Origin of the sequence: Rathayibacter sp. VKM Ac-2856 (genome assembly GCF_013205055.1) — a bacterium.
Classification (GTDB): Bacteria; Actinomycetota; Actinomycetes; order Actinomycetales; family Microbacteriaceae; genus Rathayibacter.
The window spans coordinates 1,060,428-1,080,085 of sequence record NZ_JABMLF010000001.1 but is presented as its reverse complement, the minus strand read 5'-3'; the positions used below and the strand labels follow the sequence as shown (position 1 = coordinate 1,080,085).

Genomic DNA, 19,658 nt, shown 5'->3' with positions numbered 1-19,658 from the left:
CGCACCGGCGGCTCAGCAGGCCTCCGAGCGCTCAGTACACTCGTGACCGTGCAGATCAGAGAGCTCGAGATCCCCGACGCCTACGAGGTGACGCCGCGCCAGTTCCCCGACGACCGGGGGGTGTTCTACGAGTTCTACCGCTTCGACCGCCTCGCGGAGAAGGTGGGGCACCCGCTGTCGCTGCAGCAGGGCAACACCTCCGTCTCCAAGCGCGGCACGGTCCGCGGCATCCACTTCGCGCAGATCCCGCCGTCGCAGGCCAAGTACGTCTCCTGCTTCTCCGGCGCGGTGCTCGACTACATCATCGACGTCCGCGTCGGCTCGCCGTCCTTCGGCACGTGGGACTCGGTCCTGCTCGACGACGTGGACCGCCGCTCGGTCTACCTCGCGGAGGGGCTCGCGCACGCGTTCGTCGCGCTGACGGAGGGCGCCGTGGTCTCCTACCTCGTCTCCTCCACCTACGACCCGGTCCGCGAGAAGGGCATCGACCCGCTCGACGAGCAGATCGGCCTGCGCTTCCCCGACGAGGCGGGCGAGCCGCTGCTCTCGCCGAAGGACACCGATGCGCCGACGCTGGCGGAGGCCCTGGAGCTGGGCATCCTGCCCACCTGGGACGAGGCGAAGGCGCTCTACGCCGAGCTGGACGGAGCGCACTCGTGAAGGGCATCATCCTGGCCGGCGGGTCCGGCTCGCGGCTCTGGCCGATCACCAAGGGCATCTCGAAGCAGCTGATGCCGATCTACGACAAGCCGATGGTCTACTACCCGCTGTCGACGCTGATGATGGCCGGGATCGACGAGGTCCTCATCATCACGACCCCGGAGTACAACGACCAGTTCCGCGCGCTGCTCGGCGACGGCACGAGCCTCGGGATGCGCCTGTCCTACGCGGTGCAGGAGTCGCCCGACGGCCTGGCGCAGGCGTTCCTCATCGGCGAGGACTTCATCGGCGACGACTCCGTCGCGCTGGTGCTCGGCGACAACATCTTCCACGGCACCGCGCTCGGAACGGCCCTCGCCGCGAACACCGACATCGAGGGAGCGGTGATCTTCGCCTACCAGGTGGCGGATCCGCGCGCCTACGGCGTCGTGGAGTTCGACGACGCGTTCCACGCGCTCTCCATCGAGGAGAAGCCGGAGCGGCCCAAGAGCAACTACGCGGTGCCCGGTCTGTACTTCTACGACAACTCGGTCGTCGGCATCGCGAAGACGATCGAGCCCTCCGCCCGCGGCGAGCTCGAGATCTCGACGGTGAACGAGCGCTACCTCGAGGCCGGCAGCCTCAACGTGCAGGTCCTCGACCGCGGCACCGCGTGGCTCGACACCGGGACCTTCGACTCGATGATCGAGGCGACGGAGTTCGTGCGCGTGATCGAGCAGCGCCAGGGCTTCAAGATCGGCTGCATCGAGGAGATCGCCTGGCGGAACGGCTGGATCGACGACGACGCGCTCGCCGCACTCGCGGCGCCGCTGGTGAAGAGCGGCTACGGCGCGTACCTGAAGCGCCTGCTCGAGCTCGGGCGCTGACGCCGCGGCGAGCTGGTCTCGATACGCCGCTGCGCGGCTGCTCGACCAGCATGGACACCCCTGGTGCTGCTCGACCAGCAGGCGGCGCCCCCCCTGGTGCTGCTCGACCGGCATGTGGTCCCGCCGCACCCATGCTGATCGAGTAGCCCGCGGAGCGGGCGTATCGAGATCCCGCGCGGTGCAGGCGCTGCGCGCTCCTGCTGATCGACTAGCCCGCGGAGCGGGCGCAGCGAGACCCGGAGGTCAGCGGCTGGGGCGCAGGCGCATCAGCGCGACGCGGACGCCGAGGCCCAGGCGGACCGCCGCGCGGACCGGGGCCTGGTACCAGGCGTCGTACTTCTGCGCGAGGTAGAGGTAGGCGCTGCGGTGGTGCACCGCGAGCATCTGCGCCGACGCCAGTCGCGTCGAGTGCCCGCCGAGGTGGGAGACCACCGCGTCGGCGAGGTAGACGTTCGTCCAGCCGCGCTGACCGAGCGAGTCGCCGAGCTGCACGTCCTCGAAGTACATGAAGTAGCGCTCGTCGAAGCCGCCGATCTGCTCGAACGCGGTGCGCCGCACCATCACGCAGGCGCCCGACAGCCAGCCGGCCGTCATGCTGCCGTGCTGCATCGTCTCGACCGCGCGCGAGCGGCGGTACCGGCGCGACCACGGGTTGCCCGGCCAGACGTGCGCGAGCAGCGCGTGGCCGACGCCCGTGCCGAGCGAGGGCAGCGCGCGGGCCGAGGGGTAGATCGTGCCGTCCGAGTCGAGGATGCGGGGGCCGATCGAGCCGATCGCCGGGTCGGCGACAGCGGCCGCGTAGAGCGCGTCGATCGAGCCGGGCAGGAAGACCGTGTCCGGGTTCGTCACCAGGATCCACTCGATCTCCGGGCCGAGGCGGTCGACGGCGTAGTTGATCGCCCGGCCGTAGCCGAGGTTCTGACCGGTCTCGTGGAACACGACCTCGGGGATCCGCTCGACGACGCGGCGGACCGAGTCGTCGGTCGTCGCGTTGTCGACGACCACGACGCGCACGTCGTGCTCGGTCGCCTCGGGGATCGACTCGAGGCAGGCGCGGAGGACCTCACCCGAGAAGTGGGTGACGACGACGACCGCGATGGGCAACGTCGAGCGGGCGATGAGAGCCTCCGGGGGAGCGGCGTCGACGGGCAGGGGGCGCCGTCGGAAGAACCTGACGAGGCTAGCACGGGGCCCGAGCGGGGCTCCGGCGCTCAGCGTGCGGCGGTCTCCACCTCGTCGACGACCTCGTCGAGCTCGGGGGCGATCGCCGCCGACGGGGCGCGGAAGACGACGAACTTGTAGAGGCAGAAGTTCCAGACGAGACCCACCATCACGGCGACGGCCTTCGCGGCGTTGATGGCGAGGAACGCCTTCTCGCCCGCGCTGGGGAGGAAGAGGAGCGAGGTGCCGAACCGGGTGTCGAAGAACACCTCGAAGCCGTAGATGATCAGCGACTGGAGCACGAGCGAGCTGAAGCCGGTGACCAGGAAGAACTGCGCGAAGGTGCGCACCGTCGGCCGCTCGGGGTGCCGGAAGACGAAGAAGTGGTTGAGGAGGTAGGAGATCGAGATGCCCACCGTGACGGAGGCGACGTTCGCGACCAGGGTGGGCAGGCCGACGAGCAGGGCGAGCGCATTGAGGATCAGGAAGTCGAGCGCCGTGTTCAGCGAGCCGGCGACGAGGAACCGCAGCTTCTGCGATTCCAGCCGACGGGACCATCCGAACCGACGCGACACGATGCTCCCCCGGGGTACTCGCTGCCCGGGCGGGAGCGATGGGGCGACAGTACGCGGCCGATCTGTACTGGAGCCCTCCATCCGGAGAACTGAACCTGAGAACCGCGACGCGACGTCCCGCTTCCTCTCACACAGGACGGCATGGTGCACGCTGATACTGTTCCACCGCCTCCGCCCCGGCGGACCGTCCACGTCCCCGCCCGAATCGGAACCAGATGCTCTCGCTCACCATCGTCACCCCCACGTACAACGAAGCGGACAACATCGGCGAGCTGCTGCGCCGCCTCGCCGCCGCCGTGGCCCGCGAGTCCGACGTGGTCGTCCGCTCGGTCGTCGTGGACGACTCGTCGCCGGACGGGACCGCCGAGAAGGCGCGCGCCCTGGGGGAGGAGCTGCGGACGCCCTCGTTCTCGGTGCAGGTGCTGGAGCGGGCGACGAAGGAGGGGCTCGGCGCGGCCTACCTCTGGGCGTTCGAGCGGATCCTCGAGGCCGACGACGCTCCGGACTGCGTCCTGCAGATGGACGCGGACCTCTCGCACGACCCGAAGTACCTCGCCGACTTCCTCCGCGAGGTCCGCGCCGGCGCCGACCTCGTCGTCGCGTCCCGCTACATCCCGGGCGGCGGCACTCCGGACTGGACGCTCGACCGCAAGATCCTCAGCCGCGGCGGCAACGTCTACACGCGGGCCGTCCTCGGCTCGCGCCTCACCGACTGGACCGGCGGGTTCAACCTCTTCAGCCGCGCGCTGCTCGAGCGCATCCACTTCGAGACCGTCGACGCCACGGGCTACGGCTTCCAGATCGCGCTGAAGCACCGCGCCCTCGGCGCGGCGCGGCGGGTGCGCGAGATCCCGATCGTCTTCCTCGACCGCACGGAGGGCACCTCGAAGATCCCCGGCAACACGCTCCTGCGGAGCCTCCTCCTCGTCCTGCGGATCCGCCTCGGCCGGGACGGGTCGCGATGACGGCGGTCCTCCCCGCTCTCTCCCGCCGCCGGGCGGTCCTCCTCGAGGCGTCGGGCCTGCTCCTCGTCCTCGCGGGCACCGCGCTCGTGCTGGGCCGGCTCTCGTCGACGCCGTGGTGGGAGTACCTGCTCTCGGACGGCGACTCGCTCGCGCTCCCGCTCCTCGTGCGCTCGGTCGCCGAGGGCGAGCCGTTCGAGTGGGTGATGACGAGCCAGCTCCTGATCTTCCCGGAGCTCCCGCTCTACCTGCTCAGCCTGGCGCTGGCCGGCGGCTCGGCGGTCGGCGCGCTCCTCGTCAACGCCTTCGTCAACGTCGCCGTCCTGCACCTCTCGGTCCGCTGGCTGGCGGAGCGCGTGCTCGCCGGGCGTCCGCGGGCCTGGCGGATCGGCGCGGCCGTCGCGGCCACCGCCGTCGTGCTCCTGCTCGCGGCGACGGAGGGACGCGGTCTCATCAACGCCGGCGCGTTCGCGAGCGGGATCCTCCTGACGACCTACTACTCGGGAGTCGCGCTCTCCGCGGTCCTGACCCTGGCGCTCACGGCCGAGGCGAGCGGCGGCTTCGACCCGGCCCGCCTGCCGAGCGCCCGGCGCACGGCACTCGCGCTGATCGGGGCGGCGGTCGTCTCGGCGGCGACGACGCTCGCCAATCCGCTGTTCGCCCTGCAGTTCACCGCGCCGGCCGTGGTCTCGCTGCTGGCCGTCGTCGTCCTCCGGCGGATGGCGTGGCGGCGGGCCCTGCTGATCTCCGCCGTGCTCGTCGCCGCCGCCGGGATCGGCTACGCGGTGCGGGGCGCCTTCGCGCGCTTCATCGCCGTCGACGCGGCCACCTACCTCCACCTCGAGCGCGCGGGCGCCGCGGTCGACGGGTTCCTGCTGCAGGTGCGCGACGTCGGCTCCACCCGGCTCGGCAAGGTCGAGATCCTCGTCGTCGTCCTGCTCCTGCTCGTGGCGGTGCTCACCCTCGTGGTCGCGGTCGCGACCCAGGTGCGGCCCGAGACGCCCTGGTCGGTGGCCGACTCGAGCGTGGTCCTCGCGACCTTCGTGCTGGTCGCCTCCGCCTCGCTCGTCCTCGGGCAGATCGTGACCGGCAGCCTGGTCAGCCGGTATCTGCTGCCGCTCGCGGTCTTCCCCGCCCTCATGGTGCTCCCCGCCCTCCAGGACTGGGTGCCGCCCGGTCTGCCGGGGGCCGGCCTGCTGCGCCGGCTGCGTCCGCCGCGGCCGGTGCTCGCCGCCGCGGCCGCCCTGGTCGTGCTCGTCGCCGCGGTGGGCGCCGTCCTCGCGGCGGGCCCGATCCGCGCCGCCGCTGCGCAGGCCGGCTCGACCCCGGAGCGCGCCTGCCTCGAGCAGTGGCTCGACGGTCGCGATCTCTCGGGGGTCGGCTCGTTCTGGACCACCCGGCCGCTGGCGCTCTACGCCGATCCGTCCGTCGACGTGCAGCAGGTCGACTTCGACTTCACGCCGCAGCTCTGGATGAACAACGCGGCCGAGTACCGGTCGAAGACCTTCAGCTACGTGCTCGCCGACCGGGATCCGGACTGGTCGGCCCTCGCGCTCGGCACGCTCGGCGAGCCCGCCGCGGTGACCGCGTGCCCGACCTTCGACGTCTACGACTACGCCGGGACCGAGGGGGAGACCGTCCTGAACACGATCGTCCGGAACGGCATCGAGGCGGCGGAGGCCGAGCGTGGTCTCTGAGCGACCGGTGCGGTCCGCTCCCGAGGCGCGGGGCGGCGGCGGAGCGACGCGCAGGCGCCTGGTCGTCGAGCTCGGCGCGGCGCTCGCCGCCGCCGGCGGGAGCGTCCTCGCCGCCGTGATCGCGCTGGGCGTGACGCCGGCGGCGATGACGCAGCGCTGGCAGGTGGGCGGCGGCGATCAGACGCTGCACTACCTGCTCTTCCGCAGCGCGACGCAGGCGTTCCCCTTCCTCGAGAACGGGGCCCTGGGCTTCCCGGACGGCTTCAACGCCTTCTTCACGGCGCAGTTCGACGTCGCCTCCGCGGTGACGGCGGGCGCCCTGAGCCTGGTGATCCGCGACGGGCTGCTGCTGCTCAACGTGTTCACCCTGCTGACCTTCGCCTCGGCCGCGCTGACCGGCTACGCGTTCTTCCGGTGCCTGCGCTCCCCGGTGTGGGCGTCGGCGCTCCTGGCCGCCGTCTTCAGCCTCGCGCCCTACCACTTCCTCCGGGTCGGCTACGGGCACCCGTTCCTCGCGAACTACTGGTCGATTCCCCTCCTCGGCATCCTCGTCCTCGCGGCCGCGGGCGACCGGACCGACCCGTTCCGCGCCTGGATCTCCCGGGCGGCGTCCCGGCGCTCGCGACTGCTGCGCGGTGCCGTGCCCGTCGTCGTCCTGCCCGCGCTGATCGCCTCCAGCAGCGGCTACTACTACGTCTTCAGCGTGCTCGTGCTGGGGGGCGTCTGGGCGCTGTGCGCGCTCGCCGGGCTCGCCAGCCGGGTGCCGCTGCGCGAGGTCCTCGGCCGCGGACTGCCGCTCGCCGTCCTCGGGCTGTTCGTCGGGATCGAGATCGCCGTCCTCGGCAGCGACTGGGGCGAGCGCACCTCGGCCTACTTCCAGAGCCGCGGGGTGGGGGAGTCCGAGATCTTCGCGGGCAAGCTCCTCTCGCTCTTCCTGCCCTGGCAGGGCACCGAGCTGCCGAAGATCGGCGCGCTGACCAACCTCTACTCCACGGGCACCGCCGTGGCCGTCACGACCGAGCCCCCGGGAATGCCCGTGCTCGCGATCGCGGGCCTGTGCCTGCTGCTCCTGGCGCTGCCGCTCACCGGTGCCGTCGGCGGGCGGGCGCTGCGCCTCACCGCCGTCGGCCGGCTCCTCTCGGACGAGCGGCTGCGGGTGCTCGCGATCGCGGCGCTCTGGACGCTCGCCTTCTTCGTCATCGCGGGCTTCGGCATGGCGATCGCGCTGTTCCTGGACCCGACCATCCGCGCGTGGTCGCGGCTGTCGATCGTGATCATGCTGCTCGGGCTGGGCGCGGTCGCGATCGTCCTCGGCCGGATCACCCGGCGCGGGCTGCGGATCGCAGCGGCCGTCGTCATCGTCGGCGTCGCCGCTCTGGATCAGCTCGCCGGCGTCGCGCGGATGGTGCCGATCGCGCCGACCGACGACGCCGAGGTCTCCGCGCTCGTCGCCGACGCCGATGCGGCCCTGCCGGACGGCTGCGGCGTGGTGCAGCTGCCGATCAAGAGCTTCCCCGACAGCGGGGCGATCGGGAACATGGGCGACTACGACCCGGCGCTCCCGTATCTGCGGACCGAGGGCGAGGACCTCGTCTGGAGCTACGGCTCGGTCGGCGGCACCGAGGGCTACGAGGTCTTCGACGACCTCGGGACGCCCGCCGAGTTCGCCGCGGCCGTGCGGGCGAGCGGCGCGTGCGCCGTCTCCGTCGACACCGCCGCGTACGTGGGGCGCGAGGGCGCGTGGGAGGCCGACGTCGTCGAGGTGAGCGGCGCGCTCACGCCGACGGCGCAGTCCTCCTCGGGCCGCTGGCTCGTCTTCCCGGTCGCGCGCTGACCACTGCCGTCCGCCGAGTGCTGCCGACCGGTGGACGCGGTCGTCCTGCCGCAGCGCCGGTCACGAGCGGAAGAGCAGCCAGCGCTCGTTCCGGTCGGTGCTGGTGACGGCCGGAGCGTCCGGGTCCGCGACCGCGTCGACGAAGGCGCGCCAGCCGTCGGGGTCGTCGACGTAGGCCGCCGTGTCGACGAGGACCGCGCAGGCACCGGAGGCGTCGTACTCGCGCTCGAAGGCCCGCGTCGTGGTCGCGTCGTCCCAGTCGTCCGCCGAGAGGGTCCCGCGGACCGCGCCGTAGCTGAAGCGCAGCCCCTCCTCGTCCGAGGAGTAGACGTAGGGCAGCGCCTCGTCGTAGTCGCCCATGTCGCCGATGGCGCCGGTCTCGGGGAAGTCCTTGAGCGGGAGCTGGACGACACCGCAGTCGGACGGGAGCACCGCCTCGCTCTCGTCGACGAAGGAGCGGAGCGCGGTGTCGCTCGTGGCCTCGACGTCGATGCCCGTCGAGGCACCGCCGACCTGGTCGACGAGGCCCACCACCGCGACGACGGCGAGGACCGGGAGGAGGACCCGCAGCCGGGAGGCGAGTGCCTCCATCGCGAGCCCCGCGATGCCGAGGGCGAGGACGCTGAGGACGATGGAGAAGCGCGACCAGGCGCGGATCTCCGGGCTGACGACATAGGCCAGGACGGCGCCGAGGCCCGCCACCACGAAGAACAGCAGCCCGACGACGAAGGCCTGCGAGAGCAGGCCCACGCGCGCGTCGGCGACGAGCTCGCCGAGGCGCGACCGGCGCTCGAGCGCGGGGCGACCGGCGCTGAAGAGGATCACGAGGACGATCAGGAGGACGACGAGGAAGGCGACCGAGACGACGACCGCCGTGACGGGGTTCTCCGACGTCGGCACCACCTCGCTCGACTTCTCGTACCCCCGGGCCAGCGCGGCCAGCGGGCCGAACCCGCTGAAGGGAGCGGGCAGCAGCAGATTCTGGATCTTCCCGCCGTAGATCTCCGACTCCTGCGCCGAGCGGCCCTGGAAGTACTTCTCGTAGCGGTCGCCCTGGTCGTTCGAGAGGGCGAGCAGCTGCACCGCGATCAGGACGACGAGGGCGCCGAGTGCGAAGGTCGGCCAGGCGAGGGTCCGCAGCGGAGCCCGGCGCACGAGCACGGTCACCACCGCGACGGCCCAGGCCGCCCCGAGGACGATCGCGCCGAAGACGAAGTAGTACGACTGGGTCCAGGCGACGGCGACCGCCAGGACCAGCACGAGCAGACCGCGGAGCACGTGGCGGCGCCGACCCGCGAGCCCGGAGGTCCAGCGTCGCAGCGGGTCGGTGGCGTCGCCGCCGATGACGAGCAGCAGGACGCCGATCAGCGGGACGGACCAGTAGTTGGCCAGGAACGGGTGCCCCAGCGCGAGCTGGAAGAAGTGGTACGGGAGGATCGCGGTCAGCACGCCGAGGACGAGCGACGTCGGTCGCCGCAGGCGGAGGGCGCGGTAGAAGAGGTACGCGGTGGCGCCGGCGGCGGGGAACCCGGCCAGGCTGTAGAGGTTGAACAGCCAGACGCCGTCGGGCGTGAAGGGGCCGACGAGGGCGACGAACGCGGCCGACCAGGGATCGAACAGCGGGGCGAAGAAGAGGTTCTGCGCCTCGGGGAAGCCGAGCCGGTCGTTCGGGAAGAACGGCAGCACGTCGCGCGCGCTGGAGAAGATCGTGTAGTGCAGGACCTGGTCGGCACCGCCGAAGGTCCAGCGCAGGCCCAGCTGATCGACGCCGACGCGGAGCGCGAGCATGCCGAGCACGGTGGCGAGGATCGCCGAGACGAGCGTCAGTCCCGCGTCGACGAGGACGCGCTGCCGACGGGACCGGCGCTTCGCGGGTGCCGGCTGCTCGACCGGGGCGGGCTTCCCGACCGGTGCGATGGTCGCTGCCGGGGCCGCTTGCTCGACCGGTGTCGTCTGCTCGTCGGGGGCCGTCTGCTCGGCGGGTTCGGGCTGCTCGTCGGGGGCCGTCTGCTCGGCGGGTTCGGGCTGCTCGTCCGGCGTCGTCAGCTCGTCCGGGGCGGTTTGCTCGGCGGCTTCGGGCTGCTCGTCCGGTGTCGTCGGCTCGTCCGCGGCGGTCTGCTCGGCGGCTTCGGGCTGCTCGTCCGGCGTCGTCGGCTCGTCCGGGGCCGTCTGCTCGGCGGCGTCGGGCTGCTCGTCCGGCGTCGTCCGCTCGTCCGATCCGGGCTGCTCGTCCGGGGCCGGCTGCTCCTCGGGGGCGGGCCGCCCGTCCGGTGCGGTCGGCGTGTCGGACGAGTCCTCGGGTGTCATCAGAGCGGTCGTCCTTCGATCGGGCACCGGGGCGGGCACGGTGCGGGGGGAGGGGGCGCTCCGGAACCCTATGGTATTTTCATTTGGCTTCGCCGGGCTCCCGGTCTGCTCTCCCCCTTCGTTCCCCACCCTGAGGAGGCGGTCCTCGACCGTGACCCGTACGTTCCTCCTCGCCGGCGGTGCCGGTTTCCTCGGCTCCCATCTCGCGGCCGAGATCGTCCGCCGCGGCGACACCGTCGTCGTGATCGACTCGCTGCTGACCGGCTCGACCGCCAACCTCGAGTCCCTCCGCGGGCACGAGCGCTTCACCTTCGTCCAGGACGACGCTGCGAACGCGCTCGCCGTCCCCGGGCGCTTCGACGTCGTCCTGCACTTCGCCTCGCCGGCCTCCCCGCCGCGCTACCTCGCCCACCCGATCGAGACGCTGCACGCCGGCTCCACCGTGACCGAGGCGCTGCTCGAGGTCGCCAAGCGCGACGGCGCCCGCTTCGTGGTCTCCTCCACCTCGGAGGTGTACGGTGACCCGCACGTGCACCCGCAGCACGAGGAGTACTGGGGCAACGTCAACCCGAACGGCCCGCGCAGCGTCTACGACGAGGCCAAGCGCTACGCCGAGGCGATCACGTTCGCCTACCGCCGCTACTTCGACGTCGACACCGGCGTCGTGCGCATCTTCAACACCTACGGCCCGAACATGGACATCGACGACGGCCGCGCCGTCCCGGCGTTCGTCAAGGCGGCGCTCGCGGGCACGGCCATCCCGATGCACGGCGACGGCACCCAGACCCGCTCGCTGCTGTACGTGGACGACCTCGTCGCCGGCATCCTGCTGATGGCCGACTCGACGGACTCGGGCCCGATCAACCTCGGCTCGGTCGACGAGCTCGAGCTGGGCGAGATCGCCCGCCGCATCGTCGCGATCATCGGCAGCGACTCGGAGATCCGCTACGAGCCCCGGCCGATCGACGACCCGGAGCGCCGGAAGCCCGACATCACGAAGGCGCGCGAGATCCTCGGCTGGCAGCCGAGGGTCCCGCTCGAGGACGGGCTCACGCGGACGATCGCCTGGTTCGAGTCCACCGCGGTCACCGCGCCCTAGCCCCGCGCCCGCCGAGCGCCGGGCCGCCCCGCACCGAGCCCCTCGCACGACGGGCCCCCGCATCCCTCGAGCGCCGAGCGCGCCGAGTGTCGTACGAGAGAGAATCCCGCCGTGAAGCTTTCCATCCTCATGCCCGTCTACAACGAGCAGGCGACCCTGCAGAAGGCCGTCGACCGCGTCCTCGCGGTCCGCTTCCAGGACGGCGTCGACATCGAGTTCGTCATCGTCAACGACGGCAGCCGCGACCGCACGAAGGAGATCCTCGACGCGCTCGAGGACCCCCGCATCCGCGTCTTCCACCAGCCGGTGAACCAGGGCAAGGGCGCGGCGATCAGCCGCGCCGTCCAGGAGGCGACCGGCGACTACGTCATCATCTGCGACGCCGACGAGGAGTACCGCCCGAGCGAGATCCCGTCGCTGCTGCAGCCCGTCCTCGACGGTGAGGCGCAGCTGGTCTACGGCAGCCGCACCTTCGGCAGCCACACCTCGTTCTCCTACTGGTACGTCATCGGCAACAAGGGCGTGAACCTGATCACGAACATCCTGTTCAACGCCTACGTCTCCGACGTCGAGACCTGCTTCAAGCTGATGCCGCTCAGCCTCTACCGCTCGCTCCAGATCAAGGAGAAGGGCTTCGGGATGGAGGCGGAGGTCACCGCGAAGCTACTGGCCCGCGGCTACCGCCCCTACGAGGTCGGGATCAGCTACAAGGCCCGCACCCGCGAGGAGGGCAAGAAGATCACCGTCAAGGACGGCTTCGAAGCGCTCTGGATCCTGCTCAAGATCCGCGTCCGCGAGGGCTCCCGCACCCGACCGCCGCAGACCGCGGGGGCCTGACCCGATGGCGAGGAGGGGTCCCGTCGCGCTCGCGAAGGCGCTCTACAGCGGCATGATCTCGTACGTGCTGAAGTTCGGCGTCGTCGGGATCCTCGGCCTCGTCGTCGACATCACCGTCTTCAACCTGCTGCGCGTCGGCGGGATCGGCGGCGAGCACCTCCTCTCCGGCCCGATCGGCGCGAAGGTCGTCGCGGTGGCCGCCGCGACCGTCGTCACCTGGTTCGGCAACCGCTACTGGACCTTCCGCGAGCACCGCCGGGCGAACTACCTGCTCGAGCTCGCCGAGTTCAGCGTCGTCGCCGTCGCGGGCATGCTGGTCAACCTGCTGCCGCTCTACATCTCGCACTACGTCCTCGGCTTCGACAACCTCGTCGCCGACAACATCTCGGCCAACGTGATCGGCCTCCTGCTCGCGACGGCGTTCCGCTTCGTGCTCTACCGCTTCTGGGTGTTCGGCCACCACCGCAGCGGCGGTGTGGTCGCGAACCGCGAGGCCGAGCAGGCCGCCGCCGCCCTCTTCGAGGACGATCAGGCCGCCGCGGCGGACACCGGCCGGATCCCGCGCCTGCGCTGATCCGGAGCCTGCGCTGATCCACTGCCCGCGCTGATCCGCCGCCCGTGCGGGTCGGCTCAGACGGTTCCGTCGAGCGCCAGGTCGAGCAGCAGCTGCGCCGTGCGGTCCCAGCCCGGTACCGCCCTCGCGGGGATCCGCCGCGGTGCCGCGAGGGCGTCCTCGATCGCGGCGACCCAGCCGGCGCGGTCGGCCGGAGCGACGAAGACGGCGTCCTCCTCGCGGCCCGCGAGCGCGTCGCGGAGTCCCGGGATGTCGGCCGCGAGCACCGGACTGCCGCAGCAGACCGCCTCGAGGGCGGGCAGGCCGAAGCCCTCGTGCCAGGACGGCATCGCGACCGCGTCCGCGCCGGTCAGGAGCGCGGGCAGGTCCTCGTCCGGCACGTACCCGGACGCGAAGCGCACATCCGCGCCGGCGGCGACGGCCCGCCCGACGGCCGTGTGCACGTCGGCGTTGTCCCAGCCGTCCCCGCCCACCAGGAGCAGGGTGTGCCCGGCCGGCCGCTCGGCCGCGGCGTAGGCGTCGACGAGGGTCGCGAGGTTCTTCCGCTTCTCGATCGAGCCGACGAAGAGGAGGTAGCGGCCGAGCGACTGCGCCGCGCGGACCCGGTCGACCTCGGCGGTGCTCCGGGGGTGGAAGAGCTCGACGTCGACGGTGGTCGGCAGCACGCGCACGCGGCTCGCGGCGACCCCGAGCGAGGTCGTGATCTCCCGTGCGGACGAGGGGGTCCCGGTGAGCACGACGTCGGTGCGGCCGAGCCAGCGCGGGACCTCGCGTGCGAGCATCTCGCGGCGCTCCCGCGGGACGAGCTCGGGCAGGACCGCGAAGCAGACGTCGTGCACGAAGGTGAGCGAGCGCGAGCGGGCGAGGGGCCAGGAGCGGAAGTTCGGGAAGAAGTAGCCGCCGCGCCCGAGGAGCAGGTCGATCCCCGGCGCCGGGAGCCGGGTGAGCGCACTCCACAGCCGGCGGGGGAGCCGCACCGGCCGGATGCGGAGGCGGCGGAAGCCGAAGCGCTCCAGCGCGGGCGCCTCGCTGGCCGGCACCACGAGCAGCACCTCGGCACGCGCCGCGACCTCGTCCGTGTCGAGCGCGCGGAGGATCCCGAGCAGCACCCGGCCCACGCCGGTCAGCCGCGGAGCGGTGAGTGCGGTCGCGTCGACCAGGAGCCGGCCGCGCGCCGCGCTCACGGCCGGCTGACGCGGACTTCGGAGTCGATGTCGACGACGCCGTCGTGCACGGAGGAGCGCTCGACCGTGAAGGTCGCCGCGACCGGGGTCCGCGTGGTCTCACCCTGCGAGAACGTGCCGGCCGAGGCGTGCACGGCGTAGTTGCCGCCGCCGAGGTGCAGGTCGGGGAGGGTGAACGTGACGGTCATCTCGCCGTCGACGCTCGAGAGCGGGGTGCCGATGCGCTCGGTGTTGGTGCCGAAGACGCGCTGGCCGAGCGGGGTGTCGATGCCCATGCCGATGTTCCAGTCGTCGACCGGGCGGCTGGTGCGCACCGTGACGTCGAACTCGAGCGACTCGCCGCTGCGGACGACGATGCCGCCGTGCTCGACCGAGCCGCCGCGCAGCTGGCAGCCGAGGATGTCGATGAGGGTCGGAGCGGGCTCGTCCTCGGCGCCCGCGGCCGCCGCCTCGCGCTCCTGGCGGGCCTGACGGCGGTCCTCGAAGCTCTCGCGGAGCACCTGCAGGCCCTCCGACGTCTCGCCGTCGAAGACGACGTTGCCCTTCTCGAGCACGATGGTGCGGTCGCAGAGCTCGCCGACCTGCTCGAGGGAGTGGGTGACCAGGACGATCGTCTTGCCGGCGCGCTGGAACGCGCGGATGCGGTCCATGCACTTGCGCTGGAACGGCTCGTCGCCGACGGCCAGCACCTCGTCGACCAGCAGGAGGTCGGGGTCGGTGTGGATGGCGATCGCGAAGGCGAGCCGGACGTACATGCCCGACGAGTAGAACTTCACCTGGGTGTCGATGAACTCGGCGATCTCCGAGAACTCGACGATCGCGTCGAACTTGCCGTCGAGCTCCGCCCGGGACAGCCCGAGGATCGCGCCGTTAAGGTACACGTTCTCGCGCCCGGTGAGGTCGGGGTGGAAGCCCGCGCCGAGCTCGAGCAGGGCGGCCAGGCGCCCGCGGCGCTCGACGGTGCCCGTGGTCGGCTGGACGATCCCGCCGATCAGCTTCAGCAGGGTGCTCTTGCCGGAGCCGTTGGCGCCGATCAGCCCGACGGTGGAGCCGAGCGGGATCTCGAGGTCGACGTCGCGCAGCGCCCAGAACTCGTCGCGGTGCTTGCGCCCGCGGCCGAAGTTGACGATGCGCTCCTTGAACGACTTGTCCTTGCGGATCACGAAGCGCTTGGACGCGCCGCGCACGCGGACGACGGTGGGGCTGGGGGAGGGGGTCGAGGCCGACTCCGCCTTGCTGGTGAGGGTCACGATCAGATCTCCTGGGCGAAGTTGCCCTCGAGGCGCCGGAAGATCCGGTGCCCGATCCAGACGAACACCACCCCGACGGCGAAGACGATGATGAGGCGGAGCGCCATGTCGGGCGGCCAGACCTGCGGGGCGATCTCGTTGCCCTCGATGACGCTGACGCGGGAGCCGTCGCCCCAGATCGCCCGCTGGAACGCGAGGATCGCGTTGGACATGGGGTTGAAGAGGTAGAGCTGCTCGAGCCAGCCGCGTCCGGCGCCGGTCGTCGCGGTCACGACGAAGTTCCAGGCGTAGACGATCGGCGACAGCCAGAAGAAGATCTGCAGGCCGACCTCGACGAGGAACTGCACGTCGCGGAGGTAGACGTTCAGCGCCGACAATGCGAGCGCGAACGCCAGTCCGTAGACGAGGGTGATGCCGAGCGCCGGGAGGATGTAGAGCAGATTCCGGCCGAAGACCAGCGAGCCGGTGAGCACCGCGCCGACCATCAGCACGACGAACTGGACCGCGAAGTTGAAGAGCGCGGACCCGATCGCGGCGACGGGGAAGATCTCGCGCGGCAGGTAGACCTTCTTGATCAGCCCGCCGTTGCCGAGGATCGACGTCGTGCCGGCGGTGACGATCTCGCTGAACAGCCCCCAGAGCGTGAGCCCCGAGAAGACGAAGATGGCGAAGTTCGGCACGCCGCGCGAGGCGCCGAGGATCTGGCCGATGGCCACGTAGTAGATCAGCAGCATGATCAGCGGCCGGACGAGGCTCCAGACGAAGCCGAGGCTGCTGTCCTTGTAGCGGGACTTCAGCTCGCGGCCGACCAGGAGCCGCAGGAGCTCGCGGTGCCGGAGGATCTCCAGGAGCGAGGCGACGAAGCCGCCGGAACCCCCGCCCACCGCGGAGGTCGTGCCGGCGAGTTGGAAGGGCTCGTCGGCGATCGAGCGTGCGCGATCGACTGGACTGATGGGCATGGAACTCCAAGGTCTCGGCCTCCGCCGTGCGACGGACCGCATCATTATACGTGTCGACCTGAGCGGTGAGGCCGGTGAGCGCGTCGACCGCGGCCGCATCGCCGGTAGTCTTGTCTCCGCTCGCCGACTGAACGACACGAACGAGGTGTTCGCCATGCCCACGCAGCCATCCGACGTCCCCCTGGAGCCTGTGGCCCAGAGTGCCGGCGACCCGGTCCCCGAACTCGGCGGCTCCGCCGAGGAGGCTCCGATCTCCGCCGACCCGAGCCTGCAGGACCTCGTCTCGGCCGACGAGTCCTCGAGTGGCGGCCCGTCGCGCGACGCGTCCTCCGGCGACGAGGCCACCGAGCTCCGGCGCCTGCGCAGCCAGGTCGACGCCCTGCTGAACGACCCCTTCGACCTGTGGGTCGAGCGGATCCAGGTCGGCGGCGTGACCGCGAGCGGCTTCGAGCAGACCCTCTCCTGGCGGGTCACCAAGCCGCTGCGCATGGTCCGCACCTTCCAGATCCGGGTGCGGCAGCTCGGGCTGCCGGGCGCCATCGGCCACACGGCGCGGTTCGCCAAGCGCCGGCTGTCCGGTCGGGCGCGATGAGCGAGAGCACCGCCGCCGCCCGCGCGGAGCGGTCCGAGGCGATGCTGCAGCGCCTCGAGCAGATCGGCGCGCTCCTCTTCGACGAGGACACCCGTCGCTCCCTCCTCGGCCGCGGTCCGGGCCCCTACCTCGACGAGGTGGCGCGCGAGATCCGCCGGCGCGGCGACGACGAGCTGACCTGGGTGGCGCTGGTGGCCTTCACCGCCGCCTACCCGACCAGCGGGCTCTTCCAGTGGTTCCGGCGCGCGATCGCGCTGGCTCCCGAGGAGGCGGCGCTGCGCATCTTCCTGGAGGCGGGATCGCGCACCGCGACCGGCTTCGCCGATCTCGACGCGAAGGTCGAGGTCGTCACCGGCGCCGTCCTCGTCGACGTCGACTTCCCCGCTCGGCACGGCCACAACACGGGCGTGCAGCGCGTCGTGCGCCAGACCGTCTCCCGCTGGGACGCGGCGCACGAGATCATCCCCGTCGCCTGGGTGCACGGCTCCCTCTCCTTCCGCCGCCTCAGCCCGATCGAGCGGGAGCGCGTGGTCGACTGGGCCGCGTCGGACCGCCGCGCCTGGCGCCACGGCGATCCCGAGCGGACCGAGTTCGTGGTGCCCTACCGCAGCGTCGTCGTGATCCCCTCCGTCCCGGAGTACAACCAGTGCGGACCGCTGTCCGCGCTCGCGGAGCACTCCGGCAACGAGGTCGTGATCCTCGGCCACGACGCCATCCCCGTCGTCAGCGCCGACACGGTCCCGCCCGAGGAGACGGTGCGCTACGTCAACTTCCTCTCCGTCGTGAAGCACGCCGCGCGCGTCGCCACGGTGAGCTCCGCCGCCGCCCTCGAGTACGGCGGCTTCGTCAAGGCGCTCCCGGCGCAGGGCCTCACCGGTCCCTCGGTCCAGGCCGTGCCGCTGCCGGTCGAGCTGCCCGACGGGATCCGCGCCGTCGGCGAGAGGACCTCGTCGCTGCCCCTCGTGCTCTGCGTGGGCAGCCAGGAGCCGCGGAAGAACCACCTCGCCGTGCTGCACGCCGCCGAGGTGCTCTGGCGCGCCGGTCTGCGCTTCCGTCTCCGCTTCATCGGCGGGGCGAACCCGTGGTCGCACCAGGTCTTCGACCCGCGCGTGCGCGAGCTCGTGGCGGACGGCCGACCGGTCGAGGTGCTCCGCGGGGTCGGCGACGACGTGCTCGTCGGCAGCTACCGGGAGGCGCGGTTCCTCGCCTTCCCGTCCCTGCACGAGGGCTACGGACTGCCGGTCGCCGAGGCGCTCTCCATCGGGCTGCCCGTGCTCACCTCGAAGTTCGGCAGCACCGCGCAGATCGCCGAGCACGGCGGCTGCGTCCTGATCGACCCCGCGTCCGACGACGAGCTGATCGACGCGATGCGCGCCCTGCTCACGGACACCGAGCTCCTCGAGCGCCTGCGCCGCGAGGCCGTGGAGCGCCCGGCGCGCACCTGGGACGACTACGCCGCGGAGCTGTGGGAGGCGCTGGTCGCCCCCTCGGCCTTCCTCGAGTCCGAGCCCGTCGCGACCCGGCCCGCCGAGTCCGAGCCCACCGAGTCCGAGGAGGCGCGTCGTGCGCAGTAAGCAGTACCTCGTCGAGCGTCTCGCGACCCTCGTCCGCACCCTCGCCCCCTCGGTCGAGCCGCTGTCGAGCGTCGACGCGCTCACCGGGCAGCTGAGCGTCCTCCTGCCGGCCCCCAGCGACCGGGAGGTCTGGCTCGTGCTGGCCGTGCTCCGCGGCACGCTGCCGCGCCGCGAGGACGTCGTCGACGGCCGCCGCCGTGCGCGCCTCGGCGGCACCGCGGGCCTGCTGCGCCACGCGGCGTCCACGATCGCGTCGGACCGCGTCTTCGCGCGCTTCCACCACCCCGACGTCCAGGTGGTCGTCGGCGCCGTCGTGATCGACGTCCACCACACCGCGCGGACCGGTCTCGCGACCGGCATCCAGCGCGTCGTCCGGCAGAGCATCGCCCGGTGGTCCCGCGACCACGAGGTCCTGCTGGCGGGCTGGGACAGCACGCACGAGTCCCTCGTCCTGCTGACGCCCGAGCAGAGCCGCAACGCGGTCGCGGGCGACGTCCGGGACGCCGAGGAGGACCGGTCCCGCGTCATCGTCCCGTGGGAGGGCACGTACATCCTGCCCGAGCTCGCGGTCGAGGACGAGCGGACCTCCCGCATCGCGGCACTGGCCGAGTTCAGCGGCAATCGCACCGGCACGATCGGCTTCGACTGCGTCCCGGTGACCACCGCCGAGACGGCGAGCACCGGCATCAGCGCGGCCTTCTCGCGCACGCTCGTCGCGGTGTCGCACATGGACCGCATCGCGACGATCTCGTCGGCCGCCGCGACCGAGTACTCGGGCTGGCGCCACATGCTCGGCAGCATCGGCATGGCGGGTCCGGACATCCGGCCGATCCTCCTGCCCTCGCAGCCCGAGGACGTCACCGAGGAGGAGCTGGCCACCGCGGCCCGCTCGCTCGTGACCGACGATCTGCCGCTGGTGGTCTGCGTCGGCAGCCACGAGCCCCGGAAGAACCACCTGGCCGTGCTGCACGCGGCCGAGCTGCTCTGGCGCCGCGGGCTGGAGTTCAGCCTCGTCTTCATCGGCGGCAACGCGTGGAACAGCGCCGAGTTCCTCTACCGCCTGGAGGTGCTCGAGGGCTTCGGGCGCCCCGTGCGCTCGCTGTCCTCCATCACGGACGCCCTGCTCTGGAGCGCGTACCGCCTGGCGCACTGCACGATCTTCCCCTCGATCAACGAGGGCTACGGTCTGCCGATCGTCGAGTCGCTCTCCGTGGGAACGCCGGTGATCACGTCCGGCTTCGGCAGCATGCTCGAGGTCGCGTCCGAGGGCGGCGCCCTGTTCGTCGATCCCCACGACGACCAGGACATCGCCGCCGCGCTCGAGCGGCTCCTGACCGACACGGCGCTGCACGAGCGGCTGACCGCCGAGGCGCTGGCCATCGACGGCGGGACGTGGGATCAGTACGCGGCGCGCGTCTGGGACTACCTCGTCGAGGGAGCCGAGGCGCCCGAGGGCGTCGATGCAACCACCGACGTCAGCACCGACGCGTCCGTCACCGGCCGCTAGGCCGTCGACGCGGAGCGATC

At 72.0% G+C, this 19,658-nt stretch carries 17 protein-coding genes; 11 read left to right on the top strand and 6 right to left on the bottom strand.

Features of this window, described 5'->3' with window-relative positions:
* Window positions 1-48: 48 nt before the first annotated feature.
* Together HQQ82_RS04970 and rfbA are read left to right on the top strand one after the other, a co-directional pair.
* Entirely contained in the window at window positions 49-660 is a 612-nt protein-coding gene (locus HQQ82_RS04970; protein WP_173231916.1) for a dTDP-4-dehydrorhamnose 3,5-epimerase family protein, read from the top strand.
* Window positions 657-1,526 (top strand): glucose-1-phosphate thymidylyltransferase RfbA, encoded by an 870-nt coding sequence (gene rfbA / locus HQQ82_RS04965; protein WP_173231915.1) that lies wholly within the window; start codon window positions 657-659, stop codon window positions 1,524-1,526. Before HQQ82_RS04970 ends, rfbA begins: the two co-directional genes overlap by 4 nt.
* Before the next feature lie 243 nt (window positions 1,527-1,769).
* Here the strand turns inward: rfbA and HQQ82_RS04960 are convergent, their stop codons facing one another.
* Together HQQ82_RS04960 and HQQ82_RS04955 are read right to left on the bottom strand one after the other, a co-directional pair.
* A complete protein-coding gene (locus HQQ82_RS04960; RefSeq protein ID WP_216848196.1) occupies window positions 1,770-2,630 on the bottom strand; it encodes a glycosyltransferase family 2 protein in 861 nt (286 codons plus the stop codon).
* 107 nt (window positions 2,631-2,737) lie between these two features.
* Window positions 2,738-3,262, bottom strand: coding sequence for a GtrA family protein (locus HQQ82_RS04955; protein WP_367947818.1), 525 nt, complete (start codon window positions 3,260-3,262; stop codon window positions 2,738-2,740).
* A gap of 215 nt (window positions 3,263-3,477) precedes the next feature.
* On the opposite strand from HQQ82_RS04955, the gene HQQ82_RS04950 reads away from it, so the two are divergent.
* From HQQ82_RS04950 to HQQ82_RS04940, 3 genes are read left to right on the top strand one after another with little or no spacing between them, the layout of a single operon-like run.
* On the top strand, window positions 3,478-4,227 hold the full coding sequence (locus HQQ82_RS04950; protein ID WP_173231913.1) for a polyprenol monophosphomannose synthase: 750 nt from the start codon (window positions 3,478-3,480) through the stop codon (window positions 4,225-4,227).
* Entirely contained in the window at window positions 4,224-5,921 is a 1,698-nt protein-coding gene (locus tag HQQ82_RS04945) for a hypothetical protein (protein WP_173231912.1), read from the top strand. Before HQQ82_RS04950 ends, HQQ82_RS04945 begins: the two co-directional genes overlap by 4 nt.
* A complete protein-coding gene (locus HQQ82_RS04940) occupies window positions 5,911-7,755 on the top strand; it encodes a hypothetical protein (protein ID WP_173231911.1) in 1,845 nt (614 codons plus the stop codon). The genes HQQ82_RS04945 and HQQ82_RS04940 overlap by 11 nt, the downstream gene beginning before the upstream one ends.
* A 60-nt stretch (window positions 7,756-7,815) precedes the next feature.
* Here HQQ82_RS04940 and HQQ82_RS04935 read toward each other — a convergent pair whose 3' ends face one another.
* Window positions 7,816-10,062, bottom strand: a complete 2,247-nt coding sequence (locus HQQ82_RS04935; RefSeq protein ID WP_173231910.1) for a hypothetical protein — start codon at window positions 10,060-10,062, stop codon at window positions 7,816-7,818.
* 151 nt (window positions 10,063-10,213) lie between these two features.
* Between HQQ82_RS04935 and HQQ82_RS04930 the strand changes: the two genes are divergently transcribed.
* From HQQ82_RS04930 to HQQ82_RS04920, 3 genes are all read left to right on the top strand, one after another.
* Window positions 10,214-11,161 (top strand): NAD-dependent epimerase/dehydratase family protein, encoded by a 948-nt coding sequence (locus HQQ82_RS04930; protein ID WP_367947817.1) that lies wholly within the window; start codon window positions 10,214-10,216, stop codon window positions 11,159-11,161.
* Between the two features lie 111 nt (window positions 11,162-11,272).
* Window positions 11,273-11,998: a glycosyltransferase family 2 protein gene (locus HQQ82_RS04925; RefSeq protein WP_173231908.1), complete on the top strand. Its 726-nt coding sequence runs from the start codon at window positions 11,273-11,275 to the stop codon at window positions 11,996-11,998.
* A 4-nt stretch (window positions 11,999-12,002) separates the two neighbouring features.
* The gene (locus tag HQQ82_RS04920; protein WP_254071173.1) at window positions 12,003-12,572 is read left to right on the top strand and encodes a GtrA family protein; all 570 of its coding nucleotides are present in this window, start codon (window positions 12,003-12,005) and stop codon (window positions 12,570-12,572) included.
* Between the two features lie 56 nt (window positions 12,573-12,628).
* Here HQQ82_RS04920 and HQQ82_RS04915 read toward each other — a convergent pair whose 3' ends face one another.
* The 3 genes from HQQ82_RS04915 to HQQ82_RS04905 are packed head-to-tail and all read right to left on the bottom strand — an operon-like array spanning window position 12,629 to window position 15,965.
* Window positions 12,629-13,756: a glycosyltransferase family 1 protein gene (locus HQQ82_RS04915; protein WP_173231907.1), complete on the bottom strand. Its 1,128-nt coding sequence runs from the start codon at window positions 13,754-13,756 to the stop codon at window positions 12,629-12,631.
* Entirely contained in the window at window positions 13,753-15,006 is a 1,254-nt protein-coding gene (locus HQQ82_RS04910) for an ABC transporter ATP-binding protein (protein ID WP_367947816.1), read from the bottom strand. The genes HQQ82_RS04915 and HQQ82_RS04910 overlap by 4 nt, the downstream gene beginning before the upstream one ends.
* Before the next feature lie 2 nt (window positions 15,007-15,008).
* On the bottom strand, window positions 15,009-15,965 hold the full coding sequence (locus tag HQQ82_RS04905) for an ABC transporter permease (RefSeq protein ID WP_173231906.1): 957 nt from the start codon (window positions 15,963-15,965) through the stop codon (window positions 15,009-15,011).
* Here HQQ82_RS04905 and HQQ82_RS04900 point away from each other — a divergent pair.
* Genes HQQ82_RS04900 through HQQ82_RS20520 form a run of 3 tightly spaced genes read left to right on the top strand, consistent with a single transcriptional unit; the run spans window position 15,964 to window position 19,638 of the window.
* Window positions 15,964-16,557, top strand: coding sequence for a hypothetical protein (locus HQQ82_RS04900; protein WP_173231905.1), 594 nt, complete (start codon window positions 15,964-15,966; stop codon window positions 16,555-16,557). The two genes, HQQ82_RS04905 and HQQ82_RS04900, sit on opposite strands and share 2 nt — an antisense overlap.
* Window positions 16,554-18,131, top strand: coding sequence for a glycosyltransferase family 1 protein (locus HQQ82_RS04895; RefSeq protein WP_173231904.1), 1,578 nt, complete (start codon window positions 16,554-16,556; stop codon window positions 18,129-18,131). Before HQQ82_RS04900 ends, HQQ82_RS04895 begins: the two co-directional genes overlap by 4 nt.
* Window positions 18,121-19,638 (top strand): glycosyltransferase family 1 protein, encoded by a 1,518-nt coding sequence (locus tag HQQ82_RS20520; protein ID WP_173231903.1) that lies wholly within the window; start codon window positions 18,121-18,123, stop codon window positions 19,636-19,638. The genes HQQ82_RS04895 and HQQ82_RS20520 overlap by 11 nt, the downstream gene beginning before the upstream one ends.
* Window positions 19,639-19,658 lie beyond the last annotated feature (20 nt).

What these genes read in the sequence shown, in the direction of transcription:
- HQQ82_RS04950 (WP_173231913.1), top strand. Translation starts at nt 3,478, where the DNA reads ATGCTCTCGCTCACCATCGTCACCCCCACGTACAACGAAGCGGACAAC.
- HQQ82_RS04945 (WP_173231912.1), top strand. Translation starts at nt 4,224, where the DNA reads ATGACGGCGGTCCTCCCCGCTCTCTCCCGCCGCCGGGCGGTCCTCCTC.
- HQQ82_RS04935 (WP_173231910.1), bottom strand. Translation starts at nt 10,062, where the DNA reads ATGACACCCGAGGACTCGTCCGACACGCCGACCGCACCGGACGGGCGG.
- HQQ82_RS04920 (WP_254071173.1), top strand. Translation starts at nt 12,003, where the DNA reads ATGGCGAGGAGGGGTCCCGTCGCGCTCGCGAAGGCGCTCTACAGCGGC.
- HQQ82_RS04900 (WP_173231905.1), top strand. Translation starts at nt 15,964, where the DNA reads ATGGAACTCCAAGGTCTCGGCCTCCGCCGTGCGACGGACCGCATCATT.
- HQQ82_RS04905 (WP_173231906.1), bottom strand. Translation starts at nt 15,965, where the DNA reads ATGCCCATCAGTCCAGTCGATCGCGCACGCTCGATCGCCGACGAGCCC.
- HQQ82_RS04895 (WP_173231904.1), top strand. Translation starts at nt 16,554, where the DNA reads ATGAGCGAGAGCACCGCCGCCGCCCGCGCGGAGCGGTCCGAGGCGATG.